This is a genomic window from Paraburkholderia sp. GAS206C, assembly GCF_050435645.1.
Lineage (GTDB): Bacteria > Pseudomonadota > Gammaproteobacteria > Burkholderiales > Burkholderiaceae > Paraburkholderia > Paraburkholderia phenazinium_B.
The window spans coordinates 1-26,771 of record NZ_JBNDKR010000019.1; the positions used below are offsets into that span (position 1 = coordinate 1).

At 58.0% G+C, this 26,771-nt stretch carries 18 protein-coding genes and 2 pseudogenes; 10 read left to right on the forward strand and 10 right to left on the reverse strand.

What is annotated here, in order from left to right:
- Together P3T20_RS36355 and P3T20_RS36360 are read left to right on the forward strand one after the other, a co-directional pair.
- A partial coding sequence (locus P3T20_RS36355) for a xanthine dehydrogenase family protein molybdopterin-binding subunit (RefSeq protein WP_429289438.1) occupies positions 1-1,782 on the forward strand: 1,782 nt, incomplete at its 5' end.
- Between the two features lie 139 nt (positions 1,783-1,921).
- Positions 1,922-2,391 (forward strand): annotated as a pseudogene (locus tag P3T20_RS36360) (IS5/IS1182 family transposase); the annotation flags it as partial.
- A 118-nt stretch (positions 2,392-2,509) separates the two neighbouring features.
- On the opposite strand, the gene P3T20_RS36365 reads toward P3T20_RS36360, so the two are convergent.
- Positions 2,510-4,273 (reverse strand): tannase/feruloyl esterase family alpha/beta hydrolase, encoded by a 1,764-nt coding sequence (locus P3T20_RS36365; protein WP_254368978.1) that lies wholly within the window; start codon positions 4,271-4,273, stop codon positions 2,510-2,512.
- Between the two features lie 981 nt (positions 4,274-5,254).
- Between P3T20_RS36365 and P3T20_RS36370 the strand changes: the two genes are divergently transcribed.
- Positions 5,255-6,013 carry a FadR/GntR family transcriptional regulator gene (locus tag P3T20_RS36370; protein WP_074267498.1) on the forward strand — a complete coding sequence of 253 codons (759 nt, stop codon included), beginning with the start codon at positions 5,255-5,257 and terminating at the stop codon, positions 6,011-6,013.
- A gap of 115 nt (positions 6,014-6,128) precedes the next feature.
- On the opposite strand, the gene P3T20_RS36375 is transcribed toward P3T20_RS36370, so the two are convergent.
- The 3 genes from P3T20_RS36375 to P3T20_RS36385 form a co-directional block, all read right to left on the reverse strand.
- Complete coding sequence (locus P3T20_RS36375; protein ID WP_429289439.1) at positions 6,129-6,536, reverse strand: cupin domain-containing protein; 408 nt, start codon at positions 6,534-6,536, stop codon at positions 6,129-6,131.
- A 64-nt stretch (positions 6,537-6,600) separates the two neighbouring features.
- Positions 6,601-7,734 (reverse strand): mandelate racemase/muconate lactonizing enzyme family protein, encoded by a 1,134-nt coding sequence (locus P3T20_RS36380; protein WP_074267500.1) that lies wholly within the window; start codon positions 7,732-7,734, stop codon positions 6,601-6,603.
- 35 nt (positions 7,735-7,769) lie between these two features.
- Complete coding sequence (locus tag P3T20_RS36385) at positions 7,770-8,876, reverse strand: hydroxyacid dehydrogenase (RefSeq protein WP_429289440.1); 1,107 nt, start codon at positions 8,874-8,876, stop codon at positions 7,770-7,772.
- A 156-nt stretch (positions 8,877-9,032) separates the two neighbouring features.
- Between P3T20_RS36385 and P3T20_RS36390 the strand changes: the two are divergent.
- Positions 9,033-9,131: pseudogene (locus P3T20_RS36390) on the forward strand (3-hydroxyacyl-CoA dehydrogenase NAD-binding domain-containing protein); the annotation flags it as partial.
- 277 nt (positions 9,132-9,408) lie between these two features.
- On the forward strand, positions 9,409-10,230 hold the full coding sequence (locus tag P3T20_RS36395) for a 3-hydroxybutyrate dehydrogenase (RefSeq protein WP_290439562.1): 822 nt from the start codon (positions 9,409-9,411) through the stop codon (positions 10,228-10,230).
- A 1,190-nt stretch (positions 10,231-11,420) separates the two neighbouring features.
- On the opposite strand, the gene P3T20_RS36400 is transcribed toward P3T20_RS36395, so the two are convergent.
- The 6 genes from P3T20_RS36400 to P3T20_RS36425 all read right to left on the reverse strand — a co-directional run bounded on the left by P3T20_RS36400 (position 11,421) and on the right by P3T20_RS36425 (position 18,189).
- Complete coding sequence (locus P3T20_RS36400) at positions 11,421-12,899, reverse strand: aldehyde dehydrogenase (RefSeq protein ID WP_074267504.1); 1,479 nt, start codon at positions 12,897-12,899, stop codon at positions 11,421-11,423.
- Positions 12,900-13,002: 103 nt separating this feature from the next.
- Positions 13,003-13,797: a crotonase/enoyl-CoA hydratase family protein gene (locus P3T20_RS36405; protein ID WP_074267505.1), complete on the reverse strand. Its 795-nt coding sequence runs from the start codon at positions 13,795-13,797 to the stop codon at positions 13,003-13,005.
- A 2-nt stretch (positions 13,798-13,799) separates the two neighbouring features.
- Entirely contained in the window at positions 13,800-14,825 is a 1,026-nt protein-coding gene (locus P3T20_RS36410) for an acyl-CoA dehydrogenase family protein (RefSeq protein ID WP_429289441.1), read from the reverse strand.
- 22 nt (positions 14,826-14,847) lie between these two features.
- Positions 14,848-16,014 carry an acyl-CoA dehydrogenase family protein gene (locus P3T20_RS36415; protein ID WP_074267507.1) on the reverse strand — a complete coding sequence of 389 codons (1,167 nt, stop codon included), beginning with the start codon at positions 16,012-16,014 and terminating at the stop codon, positions 14,848-14,850.
- 27 nt (positions 16,015-16,041) lie between these two features.
- On the reverse strand, positions 16,042-17,286 hold the full coding sequence (locus P3T20_RS36420) for a CaiB/BaiF CoA transferase family protein (protein WP_074267508.1): 1,245 nt from the start codon (positions 17,284-17,286) through the stop codon (positions 16,042-16,044).
- Between the two features lie 132 nt (positions 17,287-17,418).
- A complete protein-coding gene (locus P3T20_RS36425) occupies positions 17,419-18,189 on the reverse strand; it encodes an SDR family NAD(P)-dependent oxidoreductase (RefSeq protein ID WP_074267509.1) in 771 nt (256 codons plus the stop codon).
- 1,688 nt (positions 18,190-19,877) lie between these two features.
- Here P3T20_RS36425 and P3T20_RS36430 point away from each other — a divergent pair.
- The 5 genes from P3T20_RS36430 to P3T20_RS36450 all read left to right on the forward strand — a co-directional run bounded on the left by P3T20_RS36430 (position 19,878) and on the right by P3T20_RS36450 (position 26,729).
- Positions 19,878-21,989 (forward strand): hydantoinase/oxoprolinase family protein, encoded by a 2,112-nt coding sequence (locus tag P3T20_RS36430; protein WP_074267512.1) that lies wholly within the window; start codon positions 19,878-19,880, stop codon positions 21,987-21,989.
- Positions 21,986-23,614: a hydantoinase B/oxoprolinase family protein gene (locus P3T20_RS36435; protein ID WP_074267513.1), complete on the forward strand. Its 1,629-nt coding sequence runs from the start codon at positions 21,986-21,988 to the stop codon at positions 23,612-23,614. The genes P3T20_RS36430 and P3T20_RS36435 overlap by 4 nt, the downstream gene beginning before the upstream one ends.
- A 115-nt stretch (positions 23,615-23,729) precedes the next feature.
- On the forward strand, positions 23,730-24,902 hold the full coding sequence (locus P3T20_RS36440) for an NAD(P)/FAD-dependent oxidoreductase (RefSeq protein WP_074267514.1): 1,173 nt from the start codon (positions 23,730-23,732) through the stop codon (positions 24,900-24,902).
- 125 nt (positions 24,903-25,027) lie between these two features.
- Positions 25,028-25,777 carry an electron transfer flavoprotein subunit beta/FixA family protein gene (locus P3T20_RS36445; protein WP_074267515.1) on the forward strand — a complete coding sequence of 250 codons (750 nt, stop codon included), beginning with the start codon at positions 25,028-25,030 and terminating at the stop codon, positions 25,775-25,777.
- 13 nt (positions 25,778-25,790) lie between these two features.
- Positions 25,791-26,729 carry an electron transfer flavoprotein subunit alpha/FixB family protein gene (locus P3T20_RS36450; RefSeq protein WP_074267516.1) on the forward strand — a complete coding sequence of 313 codons (939 nt, stop codon included), beginning with the start codon at positions 25,791-25,793 and terminating at the stop codon, positions 26,727-26,729.
- Positions 26,730-26,771 lie beyond the last annotated feature (42 nt).

A 26,771-nucleotide genomic window follows, 5' to 3' on the forward strand; every position in this document is an offset into this window, starting at 1 on the left:
CCGCCTGCGCCGGAGCGGGGTGGCTATTCCCATTCGAGTGCTTTGGAATTTTGCAAGGGTGATGCGGCGTCGGCTATCGCCGCCGCACCGCTCAGAACGGGTGCCGAGTACATACAGCCGTCTCGCCACGCAAACCCGATGGAGCCGTGCGCCATCCTGGCAGTCTGGAAGGACAAGCAGCTTACCGTTTACGACTCGGTGCAACACCTGCCGGCGGTTCAAAACACGCTCGCTGCCGCGTTCGGCATCGACCCGGCGTGGGTCCGGGTGGTTTCCCCGTACACGGGCGGCGGATTCGGTGTTAAAGCGTTCGTCTGGCCGCACGAAATCCTCGCCAGCATGGCGGCCCGGGTGACGCGTCGGCCAGTCAAACTGGTGCTCAGTCGGCAGAACATGTACGACATGGTCGGATTTCAGCCGCAGATGACGCAAAACGTCGCGTTGGGTGCCAGCGAGGACGGCAAACTGCTTGGCATTGTCCACGCGGTCACCAACATCACGAGCGTTACGGAAGATTATGTCGAGTTCGGATCGATCCCGGGACGGTCCTTTTATGCATGCGATAACATTTCGACCAGCCAGAAGGTTCGCCGTGGGAATGTCGTGCTGCCGACCTTCATGCGCTCTCCATGGGACGGCCCAGGTTCATGGTCGCTCGGCTCGGCCATGGACGAACTGGCACGCACGTTGAAGGTCGATCCGCTGGAGTTGCGGCTCGCCAACTACGCTGAAACCGATCCTGAAAGCGGGAAGTCGTGGTCGTCGAAAAAATTACGAGAGGCCTATAACGAAGGCGCGCGCCGCTTCCGTTGGCAAGACAGGCCAAAGGGCGGTACGCGCGACGGACATTGGCGCATTGGCTGCGGCCTCGCCGATTGCAGCCAGGGGCAGGCGCGATTCCATACCACCGCGCGAGTACGGCTCAACGCACACGGAATGGCGCGACTGGAATCCAGCTTCTGCGACATCGGCACTGGTCCCGCCACGGTCTTTCCGCAGATAGTCGCAGAAATCCTGGGCCTGAAGCCAGAGGAAGTCAGCGTTCTGGCAGGTGACACCTCACTGCCTTATTCGGGGCCGACTTATGGCTCGGGGACGACGATCAGCACAGGCGCGGCGTTGCAGCAGGCGGCGCAAGGGGTGCGCGCGAAGCTCGCGCGGCTGGCCGGTTGGCCGACGGAAGAGGTGACCATGCGCAACGGGCACATTCTCTATGGCGAAAGGTCGCGCAGCATCCAGTCCGTGTTGGACGAGGCAGGCGTCTTTGAACTTGTTTGCGACGGCGCCTTCGACCTGCCTGGCGGGGCGCCCGTTGATATGGGTGCTCCGGAGTTTCCTGCTCGTACGTTTGGCGTGATCTTCGTTGAAGTCGCCGTCGATCCGGATCTGGGCCTGCTGCGTTTGCGGCGGGCAACAGGAATCTATAGCGCCGGCCGTATCATTAACCCTCGGACTGCGCGGTCACAGATGATAGGCGGCATCGTCTGGGGCTGGGGTATGGCGGCGATGGAGGGTAGCCACTTCGAGCCGGCTCTGGGCCGCTGGATTTCGAAAGACCTGGCCGGCGTTGCGCTGCCCGTGAACGCAGACATTCCGCCGGCCATCGATGTCGGGTTCGTCGACGAATACGACGCCAACTCCGGACCGCTCGGCGCCAAAGGTATCGGAGAACTCTGCGCCACAGGGGTTGCCGCCGCCGTCGCCAACGCGGTCTACGACGCCATCGGCGTGCGGGTGCGCGAATTACCGATCACACCCGATAAGTTGATGGGCGGTTTGTAGAAGCTGCCGGTTCCCCGATATGGACATGGGGAGCACGGAGGCCGTTGCGACCCGCCCGCCGTTAGCGACTCATTCCGGCCGAGGGCGTGCGAAAACGCATTCATCACCTAAACTGAATCAACGCATTGAGACCGGGTGACTCCAGCGATACCTCGACATGATTGAAACTGCAGACCGAACCAGTCCGACAGGTTTCGATGTGAAGACCGTGCGCCTGTACGAGACGATCGCGCTCCTGCGCCAGCACCAGCGGTGCAAGAGAACCGGTACCGTTGGCTACAACGTCCAGACGTTCCTGATACGAAGCATCATCAGATCGTCGAACACGAGGTGAAGAATATCGGAAGCGATCACGGGTAACTCAGCAGGAGGGCTTTGTCGGCGAAGAGCGCCATGGGCAAGCCGAAGCTAAAGGTGCTGGCTGACCGGGGGTACTTCAGCGGTCCGGATATCCGTGCGTGCAAACTGGCCGGGATCAAGGCGTATGTCCCGAAACCACTTACCTCGGCATCAAGGAAGAAAGGACTCTTTACCAAGCGCGACTTCGTCTACGTTGCAAGGAACGATGAGTATCGATGCCTCGCCGATCACGGGCAACAGATCGCGCATATCCAGAAGGAGATGCACGCGGTCGATGCAGGCACACCAGCGCTATAGATTGCGGCTGATGCGCGACGCGCGGCGATAACGGGCGCGGTAGCCATTCGCGCGTCGCGGCTTGCGTTCGCTATCCCTGTACGCAGGTAAACGACGTCGCGCTGTTCACGTCACCCGCGCCGTTATAGCTAGGCCACGCCGGATACTGGCACAGCGGCCGCGTGCGTCCCGGCACGCCCGCGGTATCGGTGTCCACCTGATGTACCGGCGGCGTCCCGTGCTCGACCCAGTTCTCCAGCGCCGCGAGCGAGTCCCATGACGCGTTGAACTCGGTGCCGATCCCGTGCTGCATCCCCGGAATCTCGTAGAAGCGCACGAACGACTCGACGGCGCTAAAGCCCATCGTGAACAGCAAGCGCTGATAGTAGATCTCGGTGGCCCGCGTGCTGACGGTCTGGTCCACGGTGCCGTGCGCCATCAGCAACTTGCCACCGCGTCGCATGAAGGGCGTCAGGTTCGCATCGGTCGCGTCGAGTCCCGACAGCATGCTGATCCGCCCGGACCATTGACCGGCGAGCGCCGGATTGAACGTCAGTGAATCGAAGTTCGGGTTGCCCATCACCGTGTAGCGGACGAACTGGTCGCTGATCTGTCCGTCGAACATCGCAGTGCTCTGCAGCGGATACGACGGCTGCGTCGTACCGAGCGCGAGCTCCGTGATCGTCGCCTCGAGCGGCGAACTGCTGCCCACCCCCAGATCGGCGCCATACACGTTATAGCCCGGATACTGCGTTTCGCCGTTTTCGAGCGGATACCCAAAGACGAGCGGGGTGTTCATCGTGTTGAGCGCCGCGATCTGCCGGTCCGACAGGCACGTGTCTCCCCGTGCCGCACCGCCGGCGCAGCGCAATGGCTTGCCGTCGACATGGGCCGTCGCCGGATTGAACGTCGAGTTGCACGCCTGCACGTTGCTGATCAACCCGTCCTCGACGCCGTCGAGCCCATCGCACACCTGCATCACCGCTTTCAGGAGCAGCGCGCGCTGTGCTGTGTCGAGGTACGCGCCCGGCGCGGTGAAACCTTCCGTCGCGCGCAACTGCTGCAGGCTCAGCGTCGTGAAGTCATACGCGGGGTAGAAAGCGATCACACCGTTCCAGTCCTGTGGCCAGCGCTGCGCGACGGTCAGCGCCTCGCGGCCGCCAGTCGAGCCGCCCGCGAAGTACGCCTTGTACGGATGCGTGCCGTAATGCTTGTCGATGATCACGAGCGCGGCGTCGTGCGTCTTCTTCAGGGCTTCGCCCATGAAGTTGTCGTACGCCTCGGCGTTGACGGAGAACGCGCCGTTCACCGAGCCGTTCGTCGCCTCGTGCCCGGAATCGCTCGCGAACACCGCGTAGCCGCGCGACAACGGTCCCGGCAGATTGGCCGGCGCGCTCGGCACGTTCCCGGTCACGGCTGGAATCGAGCCGTCGAACCCGCCGCCGCCGAGCATCAGGATCTTGCCGTTCCACTGGTCCGGCAACGCGACGTTGAACAGGATATCCGGGGCGGACGGATCGACCGGACGAATCGCGCCGGCCACGAGGCAGTATGACCCGGTAGCTGTCGCTCCGGTGCCGCTCGCCGCCACCTGTGTCGTTGATGTGACGATGGCACCGGTTGTCGGCAGGCCGATCTCGCGGGCCGGGATGGTCAACCCGTTTAGTTGCGGACAGCTTGTTTTTGACGGCGGAGGTGGCCCGTGTGGTCCGCATTCCGCGTCCCGGCATGGACCATCCGTCGTCTCCGAATACGTACCGCCGCTCGACATGGCGCACAGTACAAGCACACAGAATGCACCCAGCCACGACGGCGCGCGCCCACGCGTGCGCCACAGCCTGCTTCTCGAGTTCATCGTCTTGTCTCCTTCCAATGAGGCCTGAAGACGGTGCCGGACGTTGCGGCATCAGGCCCATGCCGTAGCGTACACACGACCCTTATCCATCCCGGGTCAACTGCGCGACCACCGCGTGCACCACCATCAGCAGCGTGCTGCGCGCGATTGCCGCCCGGCCCCGCATACTCGAACCTGCCGTCAACCTGATGGAAGACCTTCGACGGCCCGTCGACGTAATGCTCGAAGGCCGTCGCATTCGCACTCTCGCCGCGGTCCGGCAGAGCCCACTGGGCTCCGTTGTTGCAGGCTAAACGGCGACGGCTTGCCCAGCATGCCCGCCGCAACGCTCGCGAAGGAGACTGTTCAATACATGATAGTCGCTAACGCGTGCGGCAAGCGGCCAAGAACGGTCCGTCGGCTCTACCGTACGAATCGTCGACAATGACTGTGTCGAAACAAACCCAGGCAGGCGCACGGCGAGCGGGAGATGAACGAGGTACTCCAGCCGATATTTATCGCTGTTGCATGGATACACGATTTCGAGACGGTTGGGATGGATACACCGTAACCGGTCTTTTAACCACGTCCCTCAGAGGTTGGGAGCAGCAGACAGTGCCCATGGCATGAACGTCTTCGCGATTACGTCCGCGAACAACTTTTCCCGTGACGCATTCTGCTCTAGGAGACGCTTTGTGGAGGGACCGGCCTGCGCGCTTCTGTTTCTCGTGCCGCATCGCGTGAACCCGATCGCACAGTAGTTGAAAACTATGTGGCCGGCGGCCGGATTCCTGCGACGGCCCGCGGACTGACCAGCATGGGCAGTTAGACGCAGCGTAAGGCCTGATCTGGTTTGACCAGATTGGGCCTTACGCGTAAGCTACATGGCGCGCTGGGTGCTTGCCCTGCGAAGCGGTGCAAGGCCCGTGAATGGTGGCTGTTGCGCCAGTCCGATGCACCTAAAGGCAATAGTGCCAGTTCTGCATATTGAGCGGTGACTGCATGATGGAAAACGTTCGTCAACTCGTCCGTCTGATTCAGGAGCGTGGTTTTGGACCGGGCGACAAGCTGCCGTCTGAACGCGAGATGTCGGAAATGTTTCGCATGAGTCGTGGAGCGCTGCGGGAAGCACTCATCCGGCTGGACACTTTGCGAATCGTCGACGCGCGGCCGAAATCCGGCATTTTTCTTCGCGCCGACTCAGCCGAAACAAGCATTGAAGCGATGGTTTTATTTGCCGAGGCCGATACGCCCCTGAGCCCTGACGAGGTGATCCAGTCCGTGGAGTTGCGGCGATTGCTTGAGGTTCAGGCGGTGAGACTCGCGTGCGAGCGCCGAACCGATGCGGACCTGAACAAGCTCTCCGCGATTCTCAAACGTTGCATCGAGGCACGTGGCGACGGTCACGCACTCGCAGCACTCGACGCGGAGTTCCATCTGGCAATCGTATCGGCCACTCAAAACGACGTCTTCGTGCGCTTCGTAAACGTCTTCTATCTGATGTCGAAGAAGCGTCGCGAGGTCTACTTTTCGTCAGACGAGCATTGCCGCAAGTCGGTTGCCGATCACCGCAAGTTGCTTGGCGCGATCGCCGCGAGAAACATTGAAGAAGCCGAGACGATACTGCGGCAGCACATTAAAGGTGTTGATGTGTACTTCCGCACGTTGTTTGCAACGGAGAATGACGAAGAACAAGGTGCGGACAAACTTGCGGCGCCGGGTCGAAAGCGCAAACGTGCCGCTACGAAAGAGTTCGCCTGAGGCAACAGACCGCCTGTCAACGGGGCAGGCAGCGCGTTTCAGCCAGACTCCGCCCGCAATCTACCTGAAGTAGAGAGTGCCGGAGGTCAAATCTTATCTGGCTCTGCGGGGTCGCTCAGGGTTTTGACGCAGGGTTCGTCGCGAAATCGCTAGGTGAAACGATTTCCAGCTGTTCGAAATCGTCACTGTTGCCTAATACCTGATGTCGCACCCCGGACGGGAAATAGCACGACGATCCCGGTACAAGGCGCACAACACCAATATCTTCGAACTCGAAGTCGATCCATCCGCGAAGTACAAACACCAGTTGGAAGGTTGTTTCATGGGTGTGCCATTCTGCCTCCCCCTGTTTGCCCGGCACCGCCCGAATTACGTGCGCAGTGTAAGCGCCGGACGTAGCCTCCTTTAAGCCTGTGTCGCGATATGTAAAATATTCTCTTAATCCATGTTCGATATCCGAACCATCTGCAGCGACGTGCCGCACCGAGGTCCTGCCAACGACGGCTTGAATTTGCTCTGACATGCTTGCTCCTTCGATTGTTGGAAATAAAATGAATCGATCACGTTGACACATATTGCCGTGAACATTAAACGAAGCTAGGCCCAGTCGAGCCGCTATGGTGGCGGATAAAATCTTCGTCAACTTCAATGCCGATTCCAGGGCGCTCGCCAGGCCGTAGCGTACCTTGGTGATCAATGTCGAAACGGAAGTCGACGAGCTGATCGCGAAGCGGATTGTGAACGGAACAGTCGGCCTCGAAATATCCTGCATTGTCGATGGAACACAGTACGTGTAGCGTGGCCGCCATGTTGATGCCCATGCTCGAGTGGCAGTGGATGGGGAGTTTTTGCGCAGACGCCATCGCAGCCACCTTTAGCATCTCCGAAACGCCGCCCACCTTGGAGAGATCCGGCTGGAGGACCGTCACGCATTCTGCGTCAATCAGTTGTGCAAACTCATATCGGGTGAAGTGATTCTCGCCGGCGGCAAGCTCGAAGCGCGACATTCGTTTCGCATCCCGGTAGCTGCGATAGTCGTGTGCAGGAAAGGCTTCTTCTAACCAACGAATGCGCGCCTCTTCAAAGTACGGTGCGACCGCATAAAAGTCCGACAGTGAATACGCAACGTTCGCATCGGTAAGTATCTCTACATCTGCGAAATGCGAGCGCACGGCTCTCACGCGGTCAATATCGGATCTCGGTGAATCCCCAATGCGGAGTTTGACGGCGGAAAATCCCCGTTCAATCATGAGGGCGACCTCTTCAACCAGCGCTCCTGGATCCTGAAATCCGAGGCAGATACCGCCCGCATACGCACGCACGTCCCGCGCGGCACCGCCAAGAAGACGGTATAGAGGCCACCCGACGGCTTTGCCGCGGATGTCCCACAAGGCGATATCTATGCCGCTCATCGCCGCGGCACAAGCCGCTCCCATGCCATGCGACGCAAGCTGATAGCGGTAGATTTGCGACCAGACGCCGTTTACGTCAGTCGCGTCAAACCCGAGTACAAGTTGCTTTAACGTCGTGTTAACCAGCGTGGCGACCGCCAGATGCGCGCGCGCATGATGGGATTCTCCCCAGCCGACGATCCCCTCATCAGTTGTGACTTTCACGACGACCGTGTCGCGCTTGACCATTTTGCCAATACCGAGGCGAACTTGATGTGCCTCCGGCACGGGCGAAGTGACCGGATATGCAATGATGTCTGTGATTTTCATATTTTTTAAGTAGCTGACAGAACAGGGCTGACTGCTCAGCGTGGGGAGCGCAGATTCCAGCGCTCCAGGTAGTGGTCCCAGATTTCCGGATTGACCAGATTCGTGGGACACCGGCCATGCAAGACATCGAGCACGGCCTGCGCCGAGCCCACACTCATGCGCGCGACACTCTCCTGGGTAAGCGCTGCTGTATGGGGCGTAACGAGCACATTGTCGCGTTGCAGGTAGGGATGGTCTGCGGCGAGTGGCTCAGGTTCGAACACATCTAGCGCTGCTCCAGCGAGCCGATTTTCACTCAGTGCCTCTAGCAATGCGGAGTCGTCGACGAGACCGCCCCGTGCGGCGTTGATGAGATAAGCCTGTGGTTTGACCAGACCAAGAAGTTGTGCATTGACCAGATGTTGCGTGGACGGCAGGAGCGGTGCGTGTAGCGTAATGAAATCGGACTCGCTGAACACGCTCTCAAGAGACGTCTGTACGATGAAATCAGGTAACGTGGCTTGGGTCGCGACGTCGTACCCGAGCACTCGCATGCCGAAACCATGGTGCAGTGCTGTTGCGACACCGAGACCGATGCGTCCAAGTCCAACGATCCCCACGGCTCGGCCCCGAAGTTCCAAGCCGTGATACGCCTGCCTGACGGACCAACCCTCGCGTTTGAGCAGGCCGGGTATGCGGTGAAAGTCGCGCGCAAGCGCGAAGAGCGCGCCGACTACATGCTCCACCACCGCCTGCGTATTCGAGTCTGGAAGATTGGCAACAGGAATGCCGGCTTCAGTCGCCTGACTAACCGGGATGAAATCAAGCCCGACGCCGTGGCGCACAATAGCCTTTAGTCGCGCGGCCTTCGTAAATATGTCATCGGGCAGGCGAACGCGCACGATCAGCGCGTCGATATCCGCCATGTATCGTCGCAGCGTGTCCGCCCGGTCATCTGGTGGAACTATCAGCTCGCACAAAGGAGCCAGCATTTCAGACCCGAGCGGATCGATTTTGCTCGTAGAAAGAACGCGAAACTTGCGATGCATGTTTATCCCTCGGTGAAGCCGCAGAAAAATGTCCTCGCACGCAAATATACGTTGTCCCATTTTTTGCCATATCTGGTACAACCAGATGGTAGTTTCAAAAAACGGCGAAGTCAATTTATCGCCCCAATCCCCTCAGGCCTCGACCCACGGACGAATCGTTGCAATCCATGCAATGTATCAGCCTGACCCGGGAAATCGAAAATTGACCTCTCAGGTCCGACCATGTAAGTTCTGGTACAACCAATATGGGGCGTGCGAAAGGAAATTGCCATGCAACGAAAAGTGGGGGTGGTTGGCTTGGGCGCGATGGGAAGGGGAGTGGCCACCTCCCTTTTGCGGGCGGGGTTTGACGTTTTCGTCAAGGACCTCGGCCTGGTCCAGCAGATAGTGAGAAGCGCGAATTTCAGCGCGGTACTCGCCGAACGTGCTTTCGGGCTTTTCCAGTCAGCGGCCGATGCTGGGCACGGGGCTGATGACGATACCGCCGGTAGTCCAGATGTACGAAGGCGCCCGAACGCCCGTGTAGCGGCAAGAGGTGCATTACGATCGGGCGGATCGATTTAGTCTTTACGTCTCACGCACCGCAATTCCGATGCAAAGTGACCGCAGTGGTCTGTACGCACTGCAATGCCGGGGCGATATCCCCATGTTTTCCCACTACTGTCTAACACTGCATATGAAAATTTCTGATTCCAGATTCCTCGCAGGCAAAGCGGCCGTCGTTACCGGATCGACGAGTGGCATCGGGCTGGGAATTGCAACCGCCTTGGCCCGTGCGGGTGCGAACCTGGTGTTGAACGGATTCGGCGACGTTAAAGAAGCCGTTGCCACGGTCGAAACGTCGGGCGTGAACGTCGTGCATCACGCCGCTGATATGACGAGGCCGGCCGAAATCGAAGCAATGATAAATTTTGCAGTCCAAACGTTTGGCGGTGTCGACATACTGGTCAACAATGCCGGAATCCAGTTTGTCGAGCGGATCGATTTGTTTCCTGTGGCAAGCTGGGATTCAATCATCGCCATCAACCTGAGTTCGGCATTTCACACAATGCGGCTCGCACTACCAGCGATGCGCGAACGGGGTTGGGGACGGGTCATCAATATCGCGTCGGTTCACGGCCTTGTCGGCTCTGTTGGGAAATCTGCATATGTAGCAGCAAAGCACGGCGTCGTTGGATTGACAAAGGTCGCCGCGCTGGAAAGCGCACGCTCAGGTGTCACGGTGAATGCTATTTGCCCCGGTATGGTGTTGACACCTCTATTGCAGAAGCAAATCGACGATTTCGCTGTGCGTGAATCGCTGTCGCCAGACGAAGCAAGTGCGAGATTTCTTGGAGAAAAACAACCCTCTCAGCAATTTGTAACTCCTGATCAAATCGGCGATCTCGCCGTATTCTTGTGCTCCCCATCCGCCAATGAGATGCGAGGATCCGCGCTGCAAATCGATGGCGGATGGAGCGCGCAATAAGGTCGCATCGAAGCGCGCATGTCATGCCACAAAATTCCGCGATGCTTCACGTCTCCCGGGTGCACTCTTCGAGACTGAAAACAAACGACTCGTAGGGTCATCCGGTGACGTGTCTCAAACCCATTTCGCACGTGCGGTTTGAGGAGACACACGCGTCGGCCGTATTCATCTCCACGTATGCATCTTCTTCCCTTGTGGCCGAGGCTACGAGTTCCGGATGTAGCCCCTCTGTCACCCACGGCGCCGCAGCAGGTAGCGCCAATCGGAATGGCAACCTCTTGCGCCACGACCGCTTCACCACTCGAGTCTTCCGCCTTCGGCGGAAGAAAGTGGATCACAAGGGCCTCGCTGTCGATCCGCTCCCACATCAGCGACTGGGGCAGTTTTGCACGGGTGCTAACAGTTAGTTACCGGTTTAGGAATTCCTTTTCATGAGTAATAAAAATACACTGCGGAGGAGATACGGTCACTTTGACAACCGGAGATAAACAGGGCCATCGAGTTGTGGGCGATCAAGGCGACAATCGATCCGCTGATAAAAAATGGTGATCAGGAATCCATAAAAGTTTAGATTTAAAAAATGCGACTAACATTACCCATACTTTATGCTATCGCGCTTGCGGGATGCGCGACCAGCTCGGACGTAACTTCGACAGAGCACGGGCACTGGGCCGTGTCGGCGCGCGGCAACCTTAACTCGGAATTTATTTCATGGGCAAGTGTAAAGAATTCGGCCACGGGCCGTGCCAAAGCGTACTGTAGTAGCCAGGGCAAGCAGGTGAGGGAAGTCGACACATCCACTGACGGCATGATGCGTTTATCGCGTGACCAGGTCACAGTCGTCTTTGACTGTGTTTAGGTAGCGCGCGGCGGCCCTTGACGTCAGTGCCACACACTTCCCGTTGCTCGCGGTCTATCGCCACGTGAAAGGTCTGGCCCTTGTCATCGAGGTTACCTCTTCCGGCCAGGTCTGATTCAAGGGGCGCAGCCGTTATATTTCATTGACTCGCGCAGGCCGTACACGCAGCCAGAAGTCGTATCCATCAAAATGAGCTCATCGTAGGAAGGGGTACTTCAGCATCCGAATCCCGGGAAGCTGTTCGAGCCCATGTCGTTTCGCGGTTGGCTAGGATCACTCGCCATCTCGAACTGATGAACTGGGTCTCGCGTGCAACCTGGTCTCACTAGATTCAGCGCAATATGAACGGGTTTGTCGTCTTGACGCCGCTGTTGATCCAGACACTCTTGGTTTGTAGGTATTCCCTGATCGCGTCGATACCGTTCTCACGGCCCAGACCGGACTCTTTGTATCCCCCAAATGGCGACATGTAGCTGACAGCGCGATAAGTGTTCACCCACACGATGCCAGCTTGAATCTTCTCTGACATGCGAATTGAGCGACCGATGTCTTTTGTCCATACCCCCGAACCCAAGCCGAAACGGACGTCGTTTGCGATCGAAACGGCCTCGTCCTCGTTCTTGAACTTGATAACAGAGAGAATCGGGCCAAAGACTTCTTCCTGTGCAATGCGCATACTGTTGCTGACATTTCCGAAAATGGTAGGCTCAACGAACCATCCATTCCCACATTCAGGCGCGGTGCCCGGCTTGCCGCCCAGCAGCAGTGTCGCACCATCCTGCTTTGCTATATCGATATAGGAGAGGACTTTCTTATACTGCGGTCGAGTGGTCACGGGGCCAACTTGTGTATCCGGGCTTGACGGATCCCCCATTCGCGCAGTGCGAGCGAGGGTCAGCAGCCTATCTACAAATTCGTCGTAAATGCTTTCCTGAACAAGAAGACGTGATCCAGCGATGCACGTCTGACCCGTTGCCGCGAAGATGCCGGACACCGCACCGTTCACAGCATCTTCGAGGTCCGCATCCTCGAATACGATATTCGGAGATTTACCGCCGAGTTCAAGGCTGACGTGCTTGAACTGACGTGCCGCTGCTTCGTTAACGGCTCTGCCGGTCGTCTCGGCACCGGTGAACGTGATTTTCTTGACCAGCGGATGTTCGACCAGGGGGGCTCCGACATCGGCGCCAAAGCCGGTGACGACGTTGATTACTCCCGGCGGAAAACCAGCTTCCTCGAACAGCTTCGCAAATTCAATCGTTGAGACGGATGTGAATTCCGATGGCTTGATGACAACAGTGCAGCCCGCAGCAAGTGCGGGAGCGATTTTCCAGGATGCCAAAAGGAGAGGCGAGTTCCATGGCGTGATGGCGGCAACCACGCCCAGAGGTTCATGACGAGTAAAGTTGAAAAAGCCCTTTTTATCGAGCGGAATAACGCTTCCCTGAATCTTGTCGGCGAGGCCGCCAAAGTAATAGTACCACTGCGGGATGTACTGGCATTGGGCATACATCTCGGCCATGAGTTTGCCGTTATCGCGTACCTCAAGTTCGGCGAGCCGCCTGGCGTCGCGTGCGATCAGGTCACCAACACGGTGTAGCAGCATGCCTCGTTGACTTGCAGACATTTGCGCCCATGGCCCTGAGACGAATGCGGCGTGAGCCGCATTCACGGCATGATCGACATCAGTGCGGCTTCCTCTGGCGACCTCTGCCCAGGCTTCACCTGTAAAGGGGTTTTCTGTTTCGAACCATTCGCCGTTCACCGAAGCGCGGGACTCACCATTGATGTACATTTGGTAACGTTGCATAACTTCTTCTCCGTATGAGATGGCCCCTTGCTCAGTGTGTCGTCGCGGGGACTTAGCGATAGTAAATTTGCACTTGGCGGTTATTTCTCGGCGTACGCAGAGGTCACTCCGGGAATCGAGGGGCGCGTTTCTCGATGAACGCCGTCACTGCCTCGCGGTGCTCCGGTGACTTGTGCGCCAGGGCCTGCATAGTCGCCGACATTTCGAGTATCGTATCCAGTCCACTATCTTGACTTTCGCGCATCAGCCGTTTGGTCATTCGCAGCGTTGCCCCGGGGTGGCGAACGATTCGGGCAGCAAGCTTTTGGGCCGCTTCCAGCAGGTCCTCCGATGAAACGACCTGAGAAACGAGGCCAATCCGTAGTGCCTCATCGGCGCTGAGCATGTCGCCAGTGAAAGCCATTTCGGCCGCGCGAGAACGACCGATAGTTCGGGTCAACAACCATGCACCGCCATCCCCCGGAACAATTCCGACCTTGATGAAGCTCTCGGCGAAAGTTGCTCTCTCCGAAGCGATGCGGATATCGCACATACAACTAAGGTCGCAGCCAGCACCAATGGCTGGGCCGTTCACTGCGGCAATGGTTGGGACATCCAGACCGTAGATGGCGCGCGTGAGGCGCTGTATTCCGGTGCGATACTCGATTGCGATCTGCGCTTGAGTGAGCTCGTCATCGAAATATCGCCGCATGTCCTTGAGGTTACCCCCGGAACAGAACATACCGTTATATCCGGTAATGATGACTGCCCGTATGGACACGTCGCTGTTGATCCGATCGCATTCAGCAAGAAACTCCGGTATGGCCGTATTGCCCGTGAGCGCGTTGCGCGTGTCTGGCGCATTCATTGCCAAGGTAAGCACTGCACCGTCGCGTGTGACTTCAAGAAAGTTGGTCATGGTCATAACTCACTGGTTGAGTCGGCGTACGACGCACTGGGCGGAATTGCGTTTCGAACAAAATCGAGAGCAGAATCGTTGCCACCAAGCCAAGCCGCGCCGATCTCGGCATACCAGGCCGTTTCGGCTCCGAATGCGCGACGCCACGCGTGCAACCTGCGCGTGTATAGATTCAGGTCGTGTTCAGCCGTAATGCCGATTGCTCCATGGACGGCGTGGGCGATACTGGCAGCAGTAGCTGCGGCCTGACTCGCGTAAGCTTTAGCTATTGCGACGCCGCTGGCGATTGGTGTCGCACTCGACGGAGAACACGCCAATCGGGAAGCCATTCGTGCTGCAAAGGTCAGTTCTGCCAATACACTGACCTGTTGCTGGATTGCCTGAAACTTGCCTATGGGGCGACCGAACTGTGAGCGTTCGTTTGCATGGGAAATCGTCATTTCCAGCACTTTTTCCAGCGCGCCGGAGATCAACAGCGCGGTGACAGCGGCACCAGAAATTCGCGTTCCGTTGCAGAAAAGAGGGATCGAGCGAGGCCGCTTTGACCACGTCGCCGACGCGTCGAGACTTCCCTCAATGCCGTCACTTTCGACATCGGCGGCTTCAAGTGACCACAACTGGCAAAGCCCGCTTTCCTCCACCATGATCCATTCACTGACGTGACCGAACGGTACATTGTCACAATGGAACACGTCTCCGGTGTGCCTGACAGCGCTTGCCGCAATCGTAACGGGGCCCGCGAGCGTCTCGAGGTTTTTGCGGTCGAGCAACGCACGCACGAGCATGGTGTACGCCAAAGGCACGGGAAGGGCATATCGGCCGCATGCAGCAATCAGTGGTGATGCATCGAGCAGCGATAGTCCGGCGCCGCCGGCGCTCTCGGGCACTAGCAGGTCTGCAAAGGCGCTCTCGGTCAGCGCTTCCCAGAGGCCGGAAAAGCTTTCTCCTGACTCGATTTGCCGGACGGTACTTGCCGGGCACTCGCCCGCGAGAAGGCGATCAAATGAGTCTGCAAAAATATCGTTCATGCGAGGTCTCCTTCCGGCAGATTTAGCGCAGACCCAAACCACGGGCAATCATTCCGCGCAAAATCTCGCGCGTACCGCCCCGGAGAGAGAACGAGGGCGCGACGTGTGTGATGTATGCGAGTGTCTGAAGCAACTCCGGGGATGGCGGCCCGTCGTGTCCGGTTCTGCTGTCTACTGCCGACACGAGGTCGGCGATCACAGCGGGCACTAGCTGTTCGAACTCCGTGCCGAGGTCTTTCGTCAACGCGGCCACGGTCGCCGGACTTTCACCTGCCTGAAGTTTCGCGACGATTGAAATGGACATTGCCCGAAGCGTGACAAGCGAACTCAGAAGTCGGCCTGCTGCGACGTATTCGAGACGATCGATTGCTCCACACCGCCGCAGATAGCTAGCCCACTCATTCAGCAGCACGATGCTGGAATAGATCCGTTCAGGACCGCTGCGCTCAAAGGCCAGTTCGGCGGTCACCTGTCGCCACCCATCCCCTTCTGTTCCAATGAGGGCGTCTCCGCCAAGATGCACATCGTCGAAAAACACTTCACAGAAGTGGCTGTCGCCTGTTAGATCCCTGATTGGCCGCACGACCACCCCTGGAAGCGAAAGATCGACAATGAGCTGCGAAAGACCTTTCTGGCGGTCCTCCGGCGATCCCGAGGTCCGCACTAGTGCGATCATGTAATGTGATCGATGCGCCTGCGTTGTCCAGATTTTTTGCCCAGATAGAATCCAGCCGTCACTCGTGCGGCGTGCCTGGGTACGGACACTCGCCAAATCGGATCCAACATTGGGCTCGCTCATGCCGATGCAAAAGAACGCTTCGCCTCGGCTAATGCGGGGCAGATAAAATTGCTTCTGGGCTTCAGTTCCGTACGACAAGATGAGCGGGCCGCTTTGACGGTCGGCAATCCAGTGGGCACCGACCGGTGCCCCCGCGTTAAGTAGTTCTTCTACAAGAACAAAGCGAGAAAATGCACCCAGTTCTGCGCTTCCGTAGCTGCGCGGCAACGTTAAACCGAGCCAGCCACGGCGGCCCAAGGCTCGACTAAATTCTGCGGAGAAGCCCATCCAAGAGCGGGCACGTTGGTTCGCCGGAACATTCATGAGGTGCTCGGCCAGGAAGGCGCGAACCTCGCTGCGTAAGGCTTCCGCTTCGTCCGGGAGACAGACATAGTCAAGTGATTCGATCATGGTTTCACCGTCGGGTTTGGATAGTCCTCAGATAACGTTTTCGGAGGTGAGACGGGCCAGCACTTCAGGGGTGAGATTGAGGACCGTTGAAAGCACGTCGTTGGTGTGCTCGCCCAGGAGGGGCGGGGGCAACCGATATTCCACGGGCGTGTCCGACAGCCGCACCGGGCTGGCAAGGAGGGGGAGAGGCCCCGCCTGGGTATGCTCCATTTCGATTTTGAGGTTGCGGTGGATGACCTGAGGATCGCGGAATACGCGATCAAGCGTGTTGACGGGTCCACTTGGCACACCAGTCGATTCGAGTTGGGCGAGCCAGGTGTCTGTCGTACGTTGAACGGTAATGTCGCGCAGGGTCTGGACTAGCTCGTTGCGATTCGCGACGCGAGCGGCGTTAGACGCGAAGCGACTGTCGGACAGCAGTTCCGGCCGTTCAAGCACCGCACAGAGCTTTGCAAACTGGGTGTCGTTACCGATAGCCAGGATCATGTTCCCATCGGCAGTCGGAAAGTCCTGGTAGGGAACTACGTTCGGGTGAGCGTTGCCGAGGCGTCCTGGAATGACACCGCCATGAAGGTAGTTCATAGCCTGATTAGCGAGGCAGGCCACCTGGACATCGAGCAGACTCATGTCGATGTGCTGACCGCGACCCGTGCCGCTCCGGGCGGCAAGTGCACCCAAGATTGCGATGGCTGCATATAGCCCGGTCATAACATCCGTCAAAGCCACGCCGACCTTCATCGGGCCACCACCCGGCTCGCTATCGCCATGACCGGTGATGCTCATCAGGCCACCCATGGCCTGGATCAGAAAGTCATAGCCTGGCCGAGGCGCGTAGGGGCCAGTTTGTCCAAAGCCAGTAATCGAGCAATAGATGAGACGTGGATTAATAGCGCTTAGGGACGCGTAGTCGAGACCGTACTGCTTGAGGCCACCTACCTTGAAGTTCTCGATAACAATGTCCGATTTCGCTGCTAGTTGCCTCACAAGCTCCTGACCTTCGGGGCGGGTGAAGTCGATAGTGACGGACTTCTTGTTGCGATTCGTGCACATGAAATAGGCCGACTCTCGGGTCAGTTCGCCGTTTGCGTCCTTCACGTAAGGCGGCCCCCAAGTGCGCGTGTCATCACCAGTATTGGGACGCTCAACTTTGATGACTTCTGCACCCATGTCTCCAAGCGTCTGAGCCGCCCATGGACCCGCCAACACGCGCGACAGGTCTAATACTCTAATCTCAGACAATGCACTGGCCATTTTGTCTCCTCCGTCCTTCATACTCAGTATTGAAATTTTCTGCTTTGGCTGCGAGCTACCTGTTGCGTGGCTTCGGACATCATGGTGGCGCTCCCTTCCTGTCGGCAGACCGTCACGTCAACATGCGTGTCAGACGACAGTGTCTAGCCACTGTCAGCAGGTGTAGTTGAGACCCATACGGCCGCCATCTGCGAAGATGATTTGTCCGGTGATATAGGATGACTCATCACTCGCGAGGAACACGGCGATCGAGGCCATTTCCTCCGGTTGGCCGAGCCTACCCATCGGTGTGCGTGACATGATCTTCGCCATGGCTTCTTCGGACGACAACACGGTCGATCGCACGAGCTCAGTTTCGATGGTGCCAGGACCGATTGCATTCACGCGGATGCCATGAGGAGCTAGCGTGACCGCCATGTTTCTCGTCAGCTGGTTGATGCCGCCCTTCGAGACGTTGTAGACCAGGATGCTGGGAATCGTCATGACGGAATTGACCGAGGACATGTTGATGATCACCCCCGTGCTCTTATTGGCCAGAAGGTGGCGTGCCACTTCCTGACTCGCCACAAATGCCGATTTCAGATTGACGTTGAGCGTCCGGTCATATTCCTCTTCGGTGATGTCAAGCAGATCCTGCGGCGTTGCCACGCCTGCACTGTTAAGCAGAACATCGATGGTGCCCATCGTGTCAATAGCCGACTTCACCAGTTCCCGGACCTGTTTCGAATCACCCGCATCTGACACGAAGAAGCTTGCCTTATAGCCGGCCTCCTGAAGTTTTTCAGCGAGCGCAAAGCCGGCCTGGGCGTTGATATCGGAGAAACAGACTTCTGCTCCAGCAGCGGCAAATCGTTCTACACACGCCTTGGCAATGCCCTTCGCACCCGCAACCACGAGTGCCTTTCTACCTTCGAGGGATTTCATCTTCGTGCTCCCGATTCGGTGAATTTTCCTGTCGCGGGTCGCGACGACTCGACTGGAGGTTCTCGGAGTCGTTGTCGCGAAAGTTTCTGGCAGAGAATATTTCGCAATGAATTTGTTCTCATGCGAGACTAATGGTCTGAATGGAGAACAGTCTATTTCACCCAATCAGGGATGTCAACGCGCAAGAAATGTGCGGCGTCGACGCGGGAAACGCGGGCACCCGATGTATGGTGGGGAGGAGTGCGAGACAAAGGACCACGACGAGACCGTGGGGCAGGGTCATTACCAGGGCGGGTAAACCGCAGGCGCGGGAGTCTGATAGCGGAAAAAGCGGTAGCGGGGTAGCTGTTGACGCACCGCTAGGGCATATCCAAAGCCAGCGTGTCCTGAAGGAAGCGGATACGTAAGGAATGTCCAAGGAATATAAACACTCGGTTTTGAAGGATTCAAGCTGGCGTCTGCCGTCGTTGCCCACCGACGGTGTCCGGAAGTCGCGCAACCCGCGATGGATGCGCGTACCCGTCGCTAACCAAGCGTAGATCGCGGTTTCCGACACCTCTTGCCGCGATGTGGCTCTAGCGATGCAGTGCCTTTGCCCTAGGCGGCGATTGGTGTGGTTGACACCCGACGGCGATGTCTTTCGGTGGGAGTGGTTTGGATGCGTTCAGGATTGGGGATTTCATATCATGAAATTTATCGGCATCTTGAATTATTACTTCGCACTCCTCTATAAATGCCACGCGCATATAGGTTGCCGAAAGTCGTTTTAGACGGGACTCTGGCGCCAGTCCGACAACCCCACCGCGGCCCCTAACAAAAGCCAGACCAGGACTGTCCGGATCTCCGGGCATTGGTGCCTTGTTTTGTCAGTCGAATCGGCCCGCCGGGGTAGCGTGCCAGCCACAACGCTGTCACGAGCGGCGCATCTATGTGCGCTCGAGTCGTATTCTAGGGGTATCCCCCTGACGCTGTATCTACCGCGAGGCCATATCGTCACAACGTTAGGGTTTGCGCTGACCTTTACAGAATTTAGTTGTTTTCAGAAAAATTCCCCGCCTATAATTGAATTGTGGTCCGATATGAAACTTATGGTCCGAATACGGAACATCATCGTCGGTACTCACGAGGTAGGCCGCATCGTTCCGAGCTTGAGCTTGAGCCCGCGCTTTCCATTGACCATCAGGCTATTCGAGGGATTCGCAAAATGTCCGAGTTCTCGCAATTCCGCAGGCGACTTTTGGTCGTTGGCGTCGCGTTATCAGCGCACTCCGATACGTAAGTTTCCTGCCCCGAGTTGAAAATTGGCAGTTGAAGGAGACGAAGGTGAATGTAGCAGCGAGATCATTGCGTTTGCAGGTCGAGAAATGGCTTGTGCCGACTCTTTCGACACCGGTTCGGGTGACCCGATTCAGTCGCACGCGCTCGAATCAGAGGTGCTATGTGCGTGTCGAAATACTCCGACCTGCAGGCTCGGTTGGACTCTTTTTTTTCAGGCACGACGACGGCGCATGGTGTGTGTTCCCGCCTGAGACCGGACGCGTGGCGATGCGCTCGGCGCCATGAGCTATCCGGTAGCGGTGACTGTACGACATGCATTCGCGTGGTGGTTCTCGAAGCCAGTATTGACGTGAGTACATGCGCTTCAATCGCGAGCTTTTGAGAGTCAGCCAACCTATTAAGGGCATTACATGAGCACGAAAGACAGAAAATCTCGCGTGAGATTGTCATCTGATATAGGCGGTACTTTTACAGACATCGTAGTGGAGCGTGATGGCGAGCGACTCACAAGCAAGGTGCTGACGACGCCTGGCGAGCCGGAGCGAGCAGTGATCGACGGCACACTTTCCTTGCTCGCGGAGCATGAAATCTCCCCGTCTGACGTCGATCTTTTCATTCACGGAACGACACTCGCGACCAATGCGATTATCGAGCGCAAGGGTGCATTGACCGCTGTTATCGGCACGGAAGGTTTCAGGGACACCCTGGACATCGCCGACGAAGGACGCTTTGATCAATACGACATTTTCATCGACAAACCCGCGGCGCTGATTCCGCGGTCGCGTCGATTCACAGTGATTGAGCGTGTCAACGCGCGCGGCGACGTCGTATTGCCACTTGACGACAAGTCGGTTCACGCATTGGCTCCCGAGCTCAGGCGTATGGGGATCAAGAGCGTCGCGGTTGCGTTGCTGCATTCGTATGCCAACCCGCAGCACGAACAGCGCGTTCGGGAAATCCTTGCAGAACAGTGTCCCGACATTGCCGTCACTCTCTCGTACGAAGTTTGTCCCGAAGTGCGCGAATACGAACGGACCTCGACAGCAGTTGCAAACGCCTATGTGCAGCCGCTGATGGCGGGGTATCTGCAGCGGCTCGGAAAGGAGCTCGTAACACGTGGTTTCGATTGCCCGGTGTACCTGATGACGTCGGGTGGTGGCCTGACGACCCTTGAGACTGCCGCACGTTTCCCGATCCGCCTGGTGGAGAGCGGTCCGGCGGGCGGTGCCATCCTTGCGTCGTACGTTGCGGCCCAATGTGACGAGCACAAGGTCGTCTCGTTCGACATGGGTGGTACCACGGCGAAGATCTGTCTCATCGAAGATCAGAAACCTCAATCGTCCCGCACCTTCGAAGTCGACCGCGCAGCGCGATTCCTGCGTGGTAGTGGACTGCCGTTGCGCATTCCCGTGATCGAAATGATAGAGATCGGTGCAGGGGGGGGGTCCATTGCCCATGTCGACACATTGAAGCGCATTGCGGTCGGGCCCGAGAGCGCAGGCTCCGAGCCGGGGCCCGCCTGTTATGGTCGCGGTGGAGAAGAGCCAACGGTCACGGATTCGAATCTTTGCATCGGTCGAATCGATCCCGATCGTTTTGCTGGCGGCAAGATGAAGCTCTATCCGGACCGCTCGGCAGCCGCCCTGACACGAGCGATCGGGCAGAAGCTCGACCTTTCCGTGCACCACTCGGCCTACGGTGTCCTTGAAATGGTCGATGAAAACATGGCCAATGCTGCACGAGTGCACTCTGTGGAACGCGGCAAAGACATCGCGACACATACGATGATTGCCTTCGGCGGTGCGGCACCCCTGCACGCGGCTCGTCTTGCCGAGAAGCTGGGAATGAGAAGGGTGATCATCCCGGCAAACGCCGGTGTGGGATCTGCGGTCGGGTTTCTCCGGGCGCCGATTGCTTTCGAGGTCGTACGAAGCCGCTACATGACGTTGTCGACATTCGATGCGGGTCAGGCCAATCGACTCATCGACCAGATGCGTCAGGAGGCCAGTGCAGTTGTGCGCGCCGGTGCGGGCGACAGCGAACTTGTGGAAGTATGCGAAGCATTCATGCGCTACAAGGGCCAAGGACACGAGATCGTGGTGCGTGTGCCGGCGCGCGAGTTGACGGCAGGCGATGCGGAGTCGCTTAGAGATGCTTTCGAAAAGGAATATATCGCATTGTTCTCGCGTGCAATTCCACACGCAATTGTCGAAATACTGACTTGGACGTTTTCGGTTAGCACGATAGCGGAAAAGCCCGATATCACGCGAAGGGGACCGGTGACGGCGACAGAGGCAACACCGGTCGGTGAACGAACCCTGTTCGACCCGGACTCGGACAAATCGATCACCGTTCCGGTCTATGCGCGAGAACAGATGGAAGTCGGCAACACGCTTACTGGGCCGGCCATTATCGCTGAATATGAGACGACGACGTTCGTGCCAGCGACCTTTAGCGCGTCCGTCAACGATCGACTCTGCATTGTGCTCGAGAAGAGCGTCTCCCAGGGAGAGTCAAGATGAAATCGGAAGTCAGGCAAGGTGGACTGTACGAGATCCGCCGTCAGATCATGTGGAACAGACTGCTGGCGGTCGTCGAAGAGCAGGCGCAGACGCTGCTGCGAACTGCGTTCAGTACGATTGTGCGCGAGTCAGGAGACCTCTCGGCAGGCGTATTTGATCTTCAAGGACGCATGCTGGCGCAGGCTGTGACGGGTACCCCTGGCCACGTCAACTCAATGGCCGAATCGGTTGGCCACTTCCTAAAGGCGTTCCCCGCAGATAGCATGAAGGCAGGGGACGTATATTGTACGAACGATCCATGGAAGGGAACGGGCCACCTGAATGATCTCGTGGTGGTGACGCCAGCCTTCCACGACGGCACCTTAGTCGCATTGTTCGCGTCGACAAGCCATCTGATGGACATTGGGGGAATCGGGACGGTTCCAGACGGGACAGATGTCTTCATGGAAGGGCTTGCAGTGCCATTCATGAAGCTTTTTGACGCGGGTGTGCTCAACGAGACGTTGATGGCTATTTTCAAAGCCAACACACGTACACCGGTCGACACGGAGGGAGATATCTATTCCCTTGTGAATTGCAATGCAATCGGTGCGCGGCGGCTTTCGGACATGATGCGGGAGTTCAACCTGGACAGCCTTGACGAACTCGGCCGACATATTCTCGAAAGCTCGCGTGCCGCGGTGCTGGCCGCAGTCAAGGAGCTGCCGAAGGGGTCATGGACAAGCTCCATGACGATCGACGGGTACAGCGAGCCTGTTACGTTGACTGCGAGGACGACGATCACGGAATCGGGAATTGCTGTTGACTTTGCCGGCTCCTCGCCAGCATCGGGAAAGGGCATCAACTGCCCGATGTCCTATACCAAAGCTTATGCAATTTTTGGACTGTCTTGCGCGGTTGCGCCGCATATACCTAACAACGCGGGCTCACTATCCTTGTTTGACGTAGTTGCGCCAGAAGGTTCTATTGTTAATGCGCTGAAACCTTCACCCGTAGCGTCACGGCACATTGTTGGCCAGATGCTTCCTGATGTCGTGTTCGGCTGTTTGCACCAGGCGATTCCCGACCGCGTTCCCGCTGAAGGAACATCGTGCATTTACCTTATGACTTTCCGTGGACGCGACGGCGGTAGCAACGGCGCTTTCGCCAGTAGCATTGTGACAAACGGTGGCGTCGGCGCGCGTCCGGGTAAAGACGGGCTAAGTGCGACTGCGTACCCAAGCGGCGTTAAAGGCACGCCGATCGAGATTGTGGAAACCACGACGCCGTTGATGTTCTGGAAGAAAGAGCTGCGACCCGGTTCCGGGGGGGCAGGTCAATGGCGCGGCGGTAACGGCCTCGATATCGAAATCGAGAATATTTCTTCCAGCCCTATAGAACTTCTGGCTGCTTTTGACCGGATAGAACATCCTCCTCGTGGCCGTAACGAAGGTCAGGACGGTGCAAGCGGATACCTTGGCATGCGTGACTCTGACAGGGTGATGGCAGGAAAGGGAACGCAGGTCATCCAGCCCGGCGAGGTTATTCAATTACGCACGCCGGGTGGCGGGGGCATTGGAAACCCGAAGTTGCGGGACAAAACCGCAGAACGGCTCGACGTTGAAAACGATCTCGTGATCCGGTAGTGGCCTTGGTAGACGAGTCGGCGACTCGCTGTCTCTTGCGCAATAGGGGACGGCTGATCGCAATCGCCCACGTAATCCGGAATCACCACTTAGTTAGCAATAGGAGGAAGCGAAAGTGGCTCAGAAAGTCGTAATCATTGGCGGCGGAGTGATTGGCAGTGCAGTGGCCTATTTTCTATTGGCGAATGAACCCGGCCTCTCCGTCACGGTCCTGGAGCGCGATCCGAGCTATGCTCGCTCGTCTTCTGCGCTTTCTGGATCCGGGATTCGCCAGCAGTTTTCGACTGCGGTGGCTGTTCAGATGTCGGGCTTCGGGCTCGAATTTCTTCGGTCCATGCCAGAACTTCTTGATGTGAACGGATCGAAACCGACGGCCAGTCTGCATGAAGGCGGATATCTGTTTCTTGCGGGTCGGCAGGGGGCCGATGTCCTGCGAGAGAACTGCGCAATGCAGAATAGTCTTGGAGCCAACATTGCGTTTCTGGATTGCAAGGGCCTGGTTGAGCGGTTTCCGTGGCTGAACGTGGACGATCTGGAAGCGGGTTCGTACGGGGTCTCAGGTGAAGGCTGGTTCGATAGCTACGGTGTGCTTCAAGCACTAAGGAAAAAGGCCCAGGCGCTAGGTGCCCGCTACTTTCCATTGGAAGTTGTCGCTGTGCGTAGGCAAGCTCGCCGGGCCACCGGAGTCGCGACGTCCTCCGGCGAGGAGTTTGAATGTGACACGTTGGTTAATGCAGCCGGGCCGTGGGCTAGAAACATCGCAGCGATGCTCGATATTGATCTCCCTGTGCACGCGCGCCGTCGGAGCATTTTCAACGTTTCATCCCCTGCTGTCCTAGAACGCGCTCCTCTCCTGATTGACCCTACTGGCGTCTGGTTTCGACCCGAAGGCAACGGTTACCTTTGCGGTATCGCACCCAAGCCAGAGAATGACCATGATGATTTGCCCCTGCACGAAGTAGATCACGCACTTTTCGACGAGATCGTGTGGCCCAAACTCGCAGAACGGGTTCCCCAGTTTGAGGCGCTCAGAGTCGAGAGTTGCTGGTCTGGCTATTACGAGTACAACGTATTTGATCAAAACGCCATCATCGGATACCACCCCGATGTCGAGAATTGCGTTTTTGCAAATGGTTTCAGTGGTCATGGTTTGCAACATGGACCTGCAACGGGACGTGCTGTGAGCGAGCTGATCAGAAATGGTCGCTATACAACGTTGGATGTTTCTTCTCTCGGTTGGTCCAGGGTGTTGGAAAACCAACCGATTGTCGAGAAAAACGTCGTGTGACAAGCATCCGGATATAAGGGGAAGACACGCGCTGACGGCGCGAAACGCCGTCAGCGCGTGTCTGGACGCGTACTTGCGGAGAGCGACGCTGCGATTCAGTCGTGTGCGGCGATGAGAGGACATACATGAAAGTATTGGTGCCGGTGAAGAGAGTGGTCGATTACAACGTGAAAGTCCGGGTGAAATCGGATGGCACGGGCGTCGACATTGCGAATGTAAAGATGTCGATGAATCCGTTCGACGAGATCGCCGTGGAAGAGGCGGTGCGTCTGCGGGAAGCGGGCGTGGCGACCGAAGTGATCGCTGTGTCGGCGGGCGTGACGCAGGCGCAGGAAACGTTGCGCACGGCGCTCGCGATCGGCGCGGACCGCGCGATCCTGATCGAGTCGTCGGAAGAACTGCAGCCGCTGGCTGTCGCCAAGCTGCTCAAGGCGCTGGTCGACAAGGAACAGCCATCGCTGATCATTCTCGGCAAGCAGGCCATCGACGACGATTCGAACCAGACTGGTCAGATGCTGGCTGCCTTGGCGGGGTTGCCGCAGGCGACATTTGCATCGAAGGTTGTCGTGGCGGATGGCAAGGCAACCGTATCGCGCGAAGTGGACGGCGGTGCGGAAACGCTGGCGCTGACGCTGCCGGCTGTGGTCACCACGGATCTGCGCCTGAACGAGCCGCGTTACGTCACGCTGCCGAACATCATGAAGGCGAAGAAGAAGCCGCTGGAGACGCTCAAGCCGGAAGACCTCGGTGTTGACGTGACCCCGCGCCTGAAGACGCTGAAGGTTGTCGAGCCGCCGAAGCGCTCCGCTGGCGTGAAGGTCGCCGATGTGAAGACGCTGGTCGAGAAGCTCAAGACCGAAGCCAAGGTGCTGTGAGGAGACGGACGAAATGACGATTCTGGTAATTGCGGAACACGACAACGCGTCGCTGAAGGCTGCGACGCTGAACACGGTGGCAGCGGCAGCCAAGATTGGCGGCGATGTGCACGTGCTGGTGGCAGGTCACAACGCGCAGGGCGCGGCCGACGCTGCAGCCAAGGTCGCAGGTGTCGCCAAGGTGTTGCTGGCCGATGCGCCGCAACTCGAAGCAGGCCTCGCGGAAAACGTCGAAGCGACGGTGCTGAACATTGCGAAGGACTACTCGCATATCCTCGCGCCGGCTACCGCCTACGGCAAGAACATTGCCCCGCGTATCGCCGCGAAGCTCGATGTCGCACAGATCAGCGATATCACCGCCGTGGATTCCGCCGACACGTTCGAGCGCCCGATCTACGCAGGCAATGCGATCGCAACGGTGCAGTCGAGCGATCCGGTCAAGGTCATCACGGTGCGCTCCACCGGCTTCGACCCGGTAGCAGCAGAAGGCGGCAGCGCAACGGTCGAGAAGATCGAAGCCGCAGCCGACAGCGGCCTGTCGCAGTTCGTGAGCCGTGAAGTCACGAAGCTGGACCGTCCAGAGCTGACGTCGGCGTCGATCATCGTTTCCGGTGGCCGGGGTCTGGGCAGTGGCGAGAACTATACGAAGGTGCTCGAGCCGCTGGCGGACAAGCTGAACGCGGCACTAGGTGCCTCGCGTGCCGCAGTGGACGCCGGCTTTGTGCCGAACGACTATCAGGTGGGCCAGACGGGCAAGATCGTCGCGCCGCAACTGTACGTCGCCGTGGGCATCTCGGGTGCGATCCAGCATCTGGCCGGCATGAAGGACTCGAAGGTCATCGTGGCGATCAACAAGGACCCGGAAGCGCCGATTTTCAGCGTCGCCGACTACGGTCTGGTGGGAGACTTGTTCGACCACGTCCCCGAGCTCGTCAATCAGCTGAATTTGTAAACGGCCCACAGCGATTCGAGTGTGTGCAGCAAAGCGCGAAAT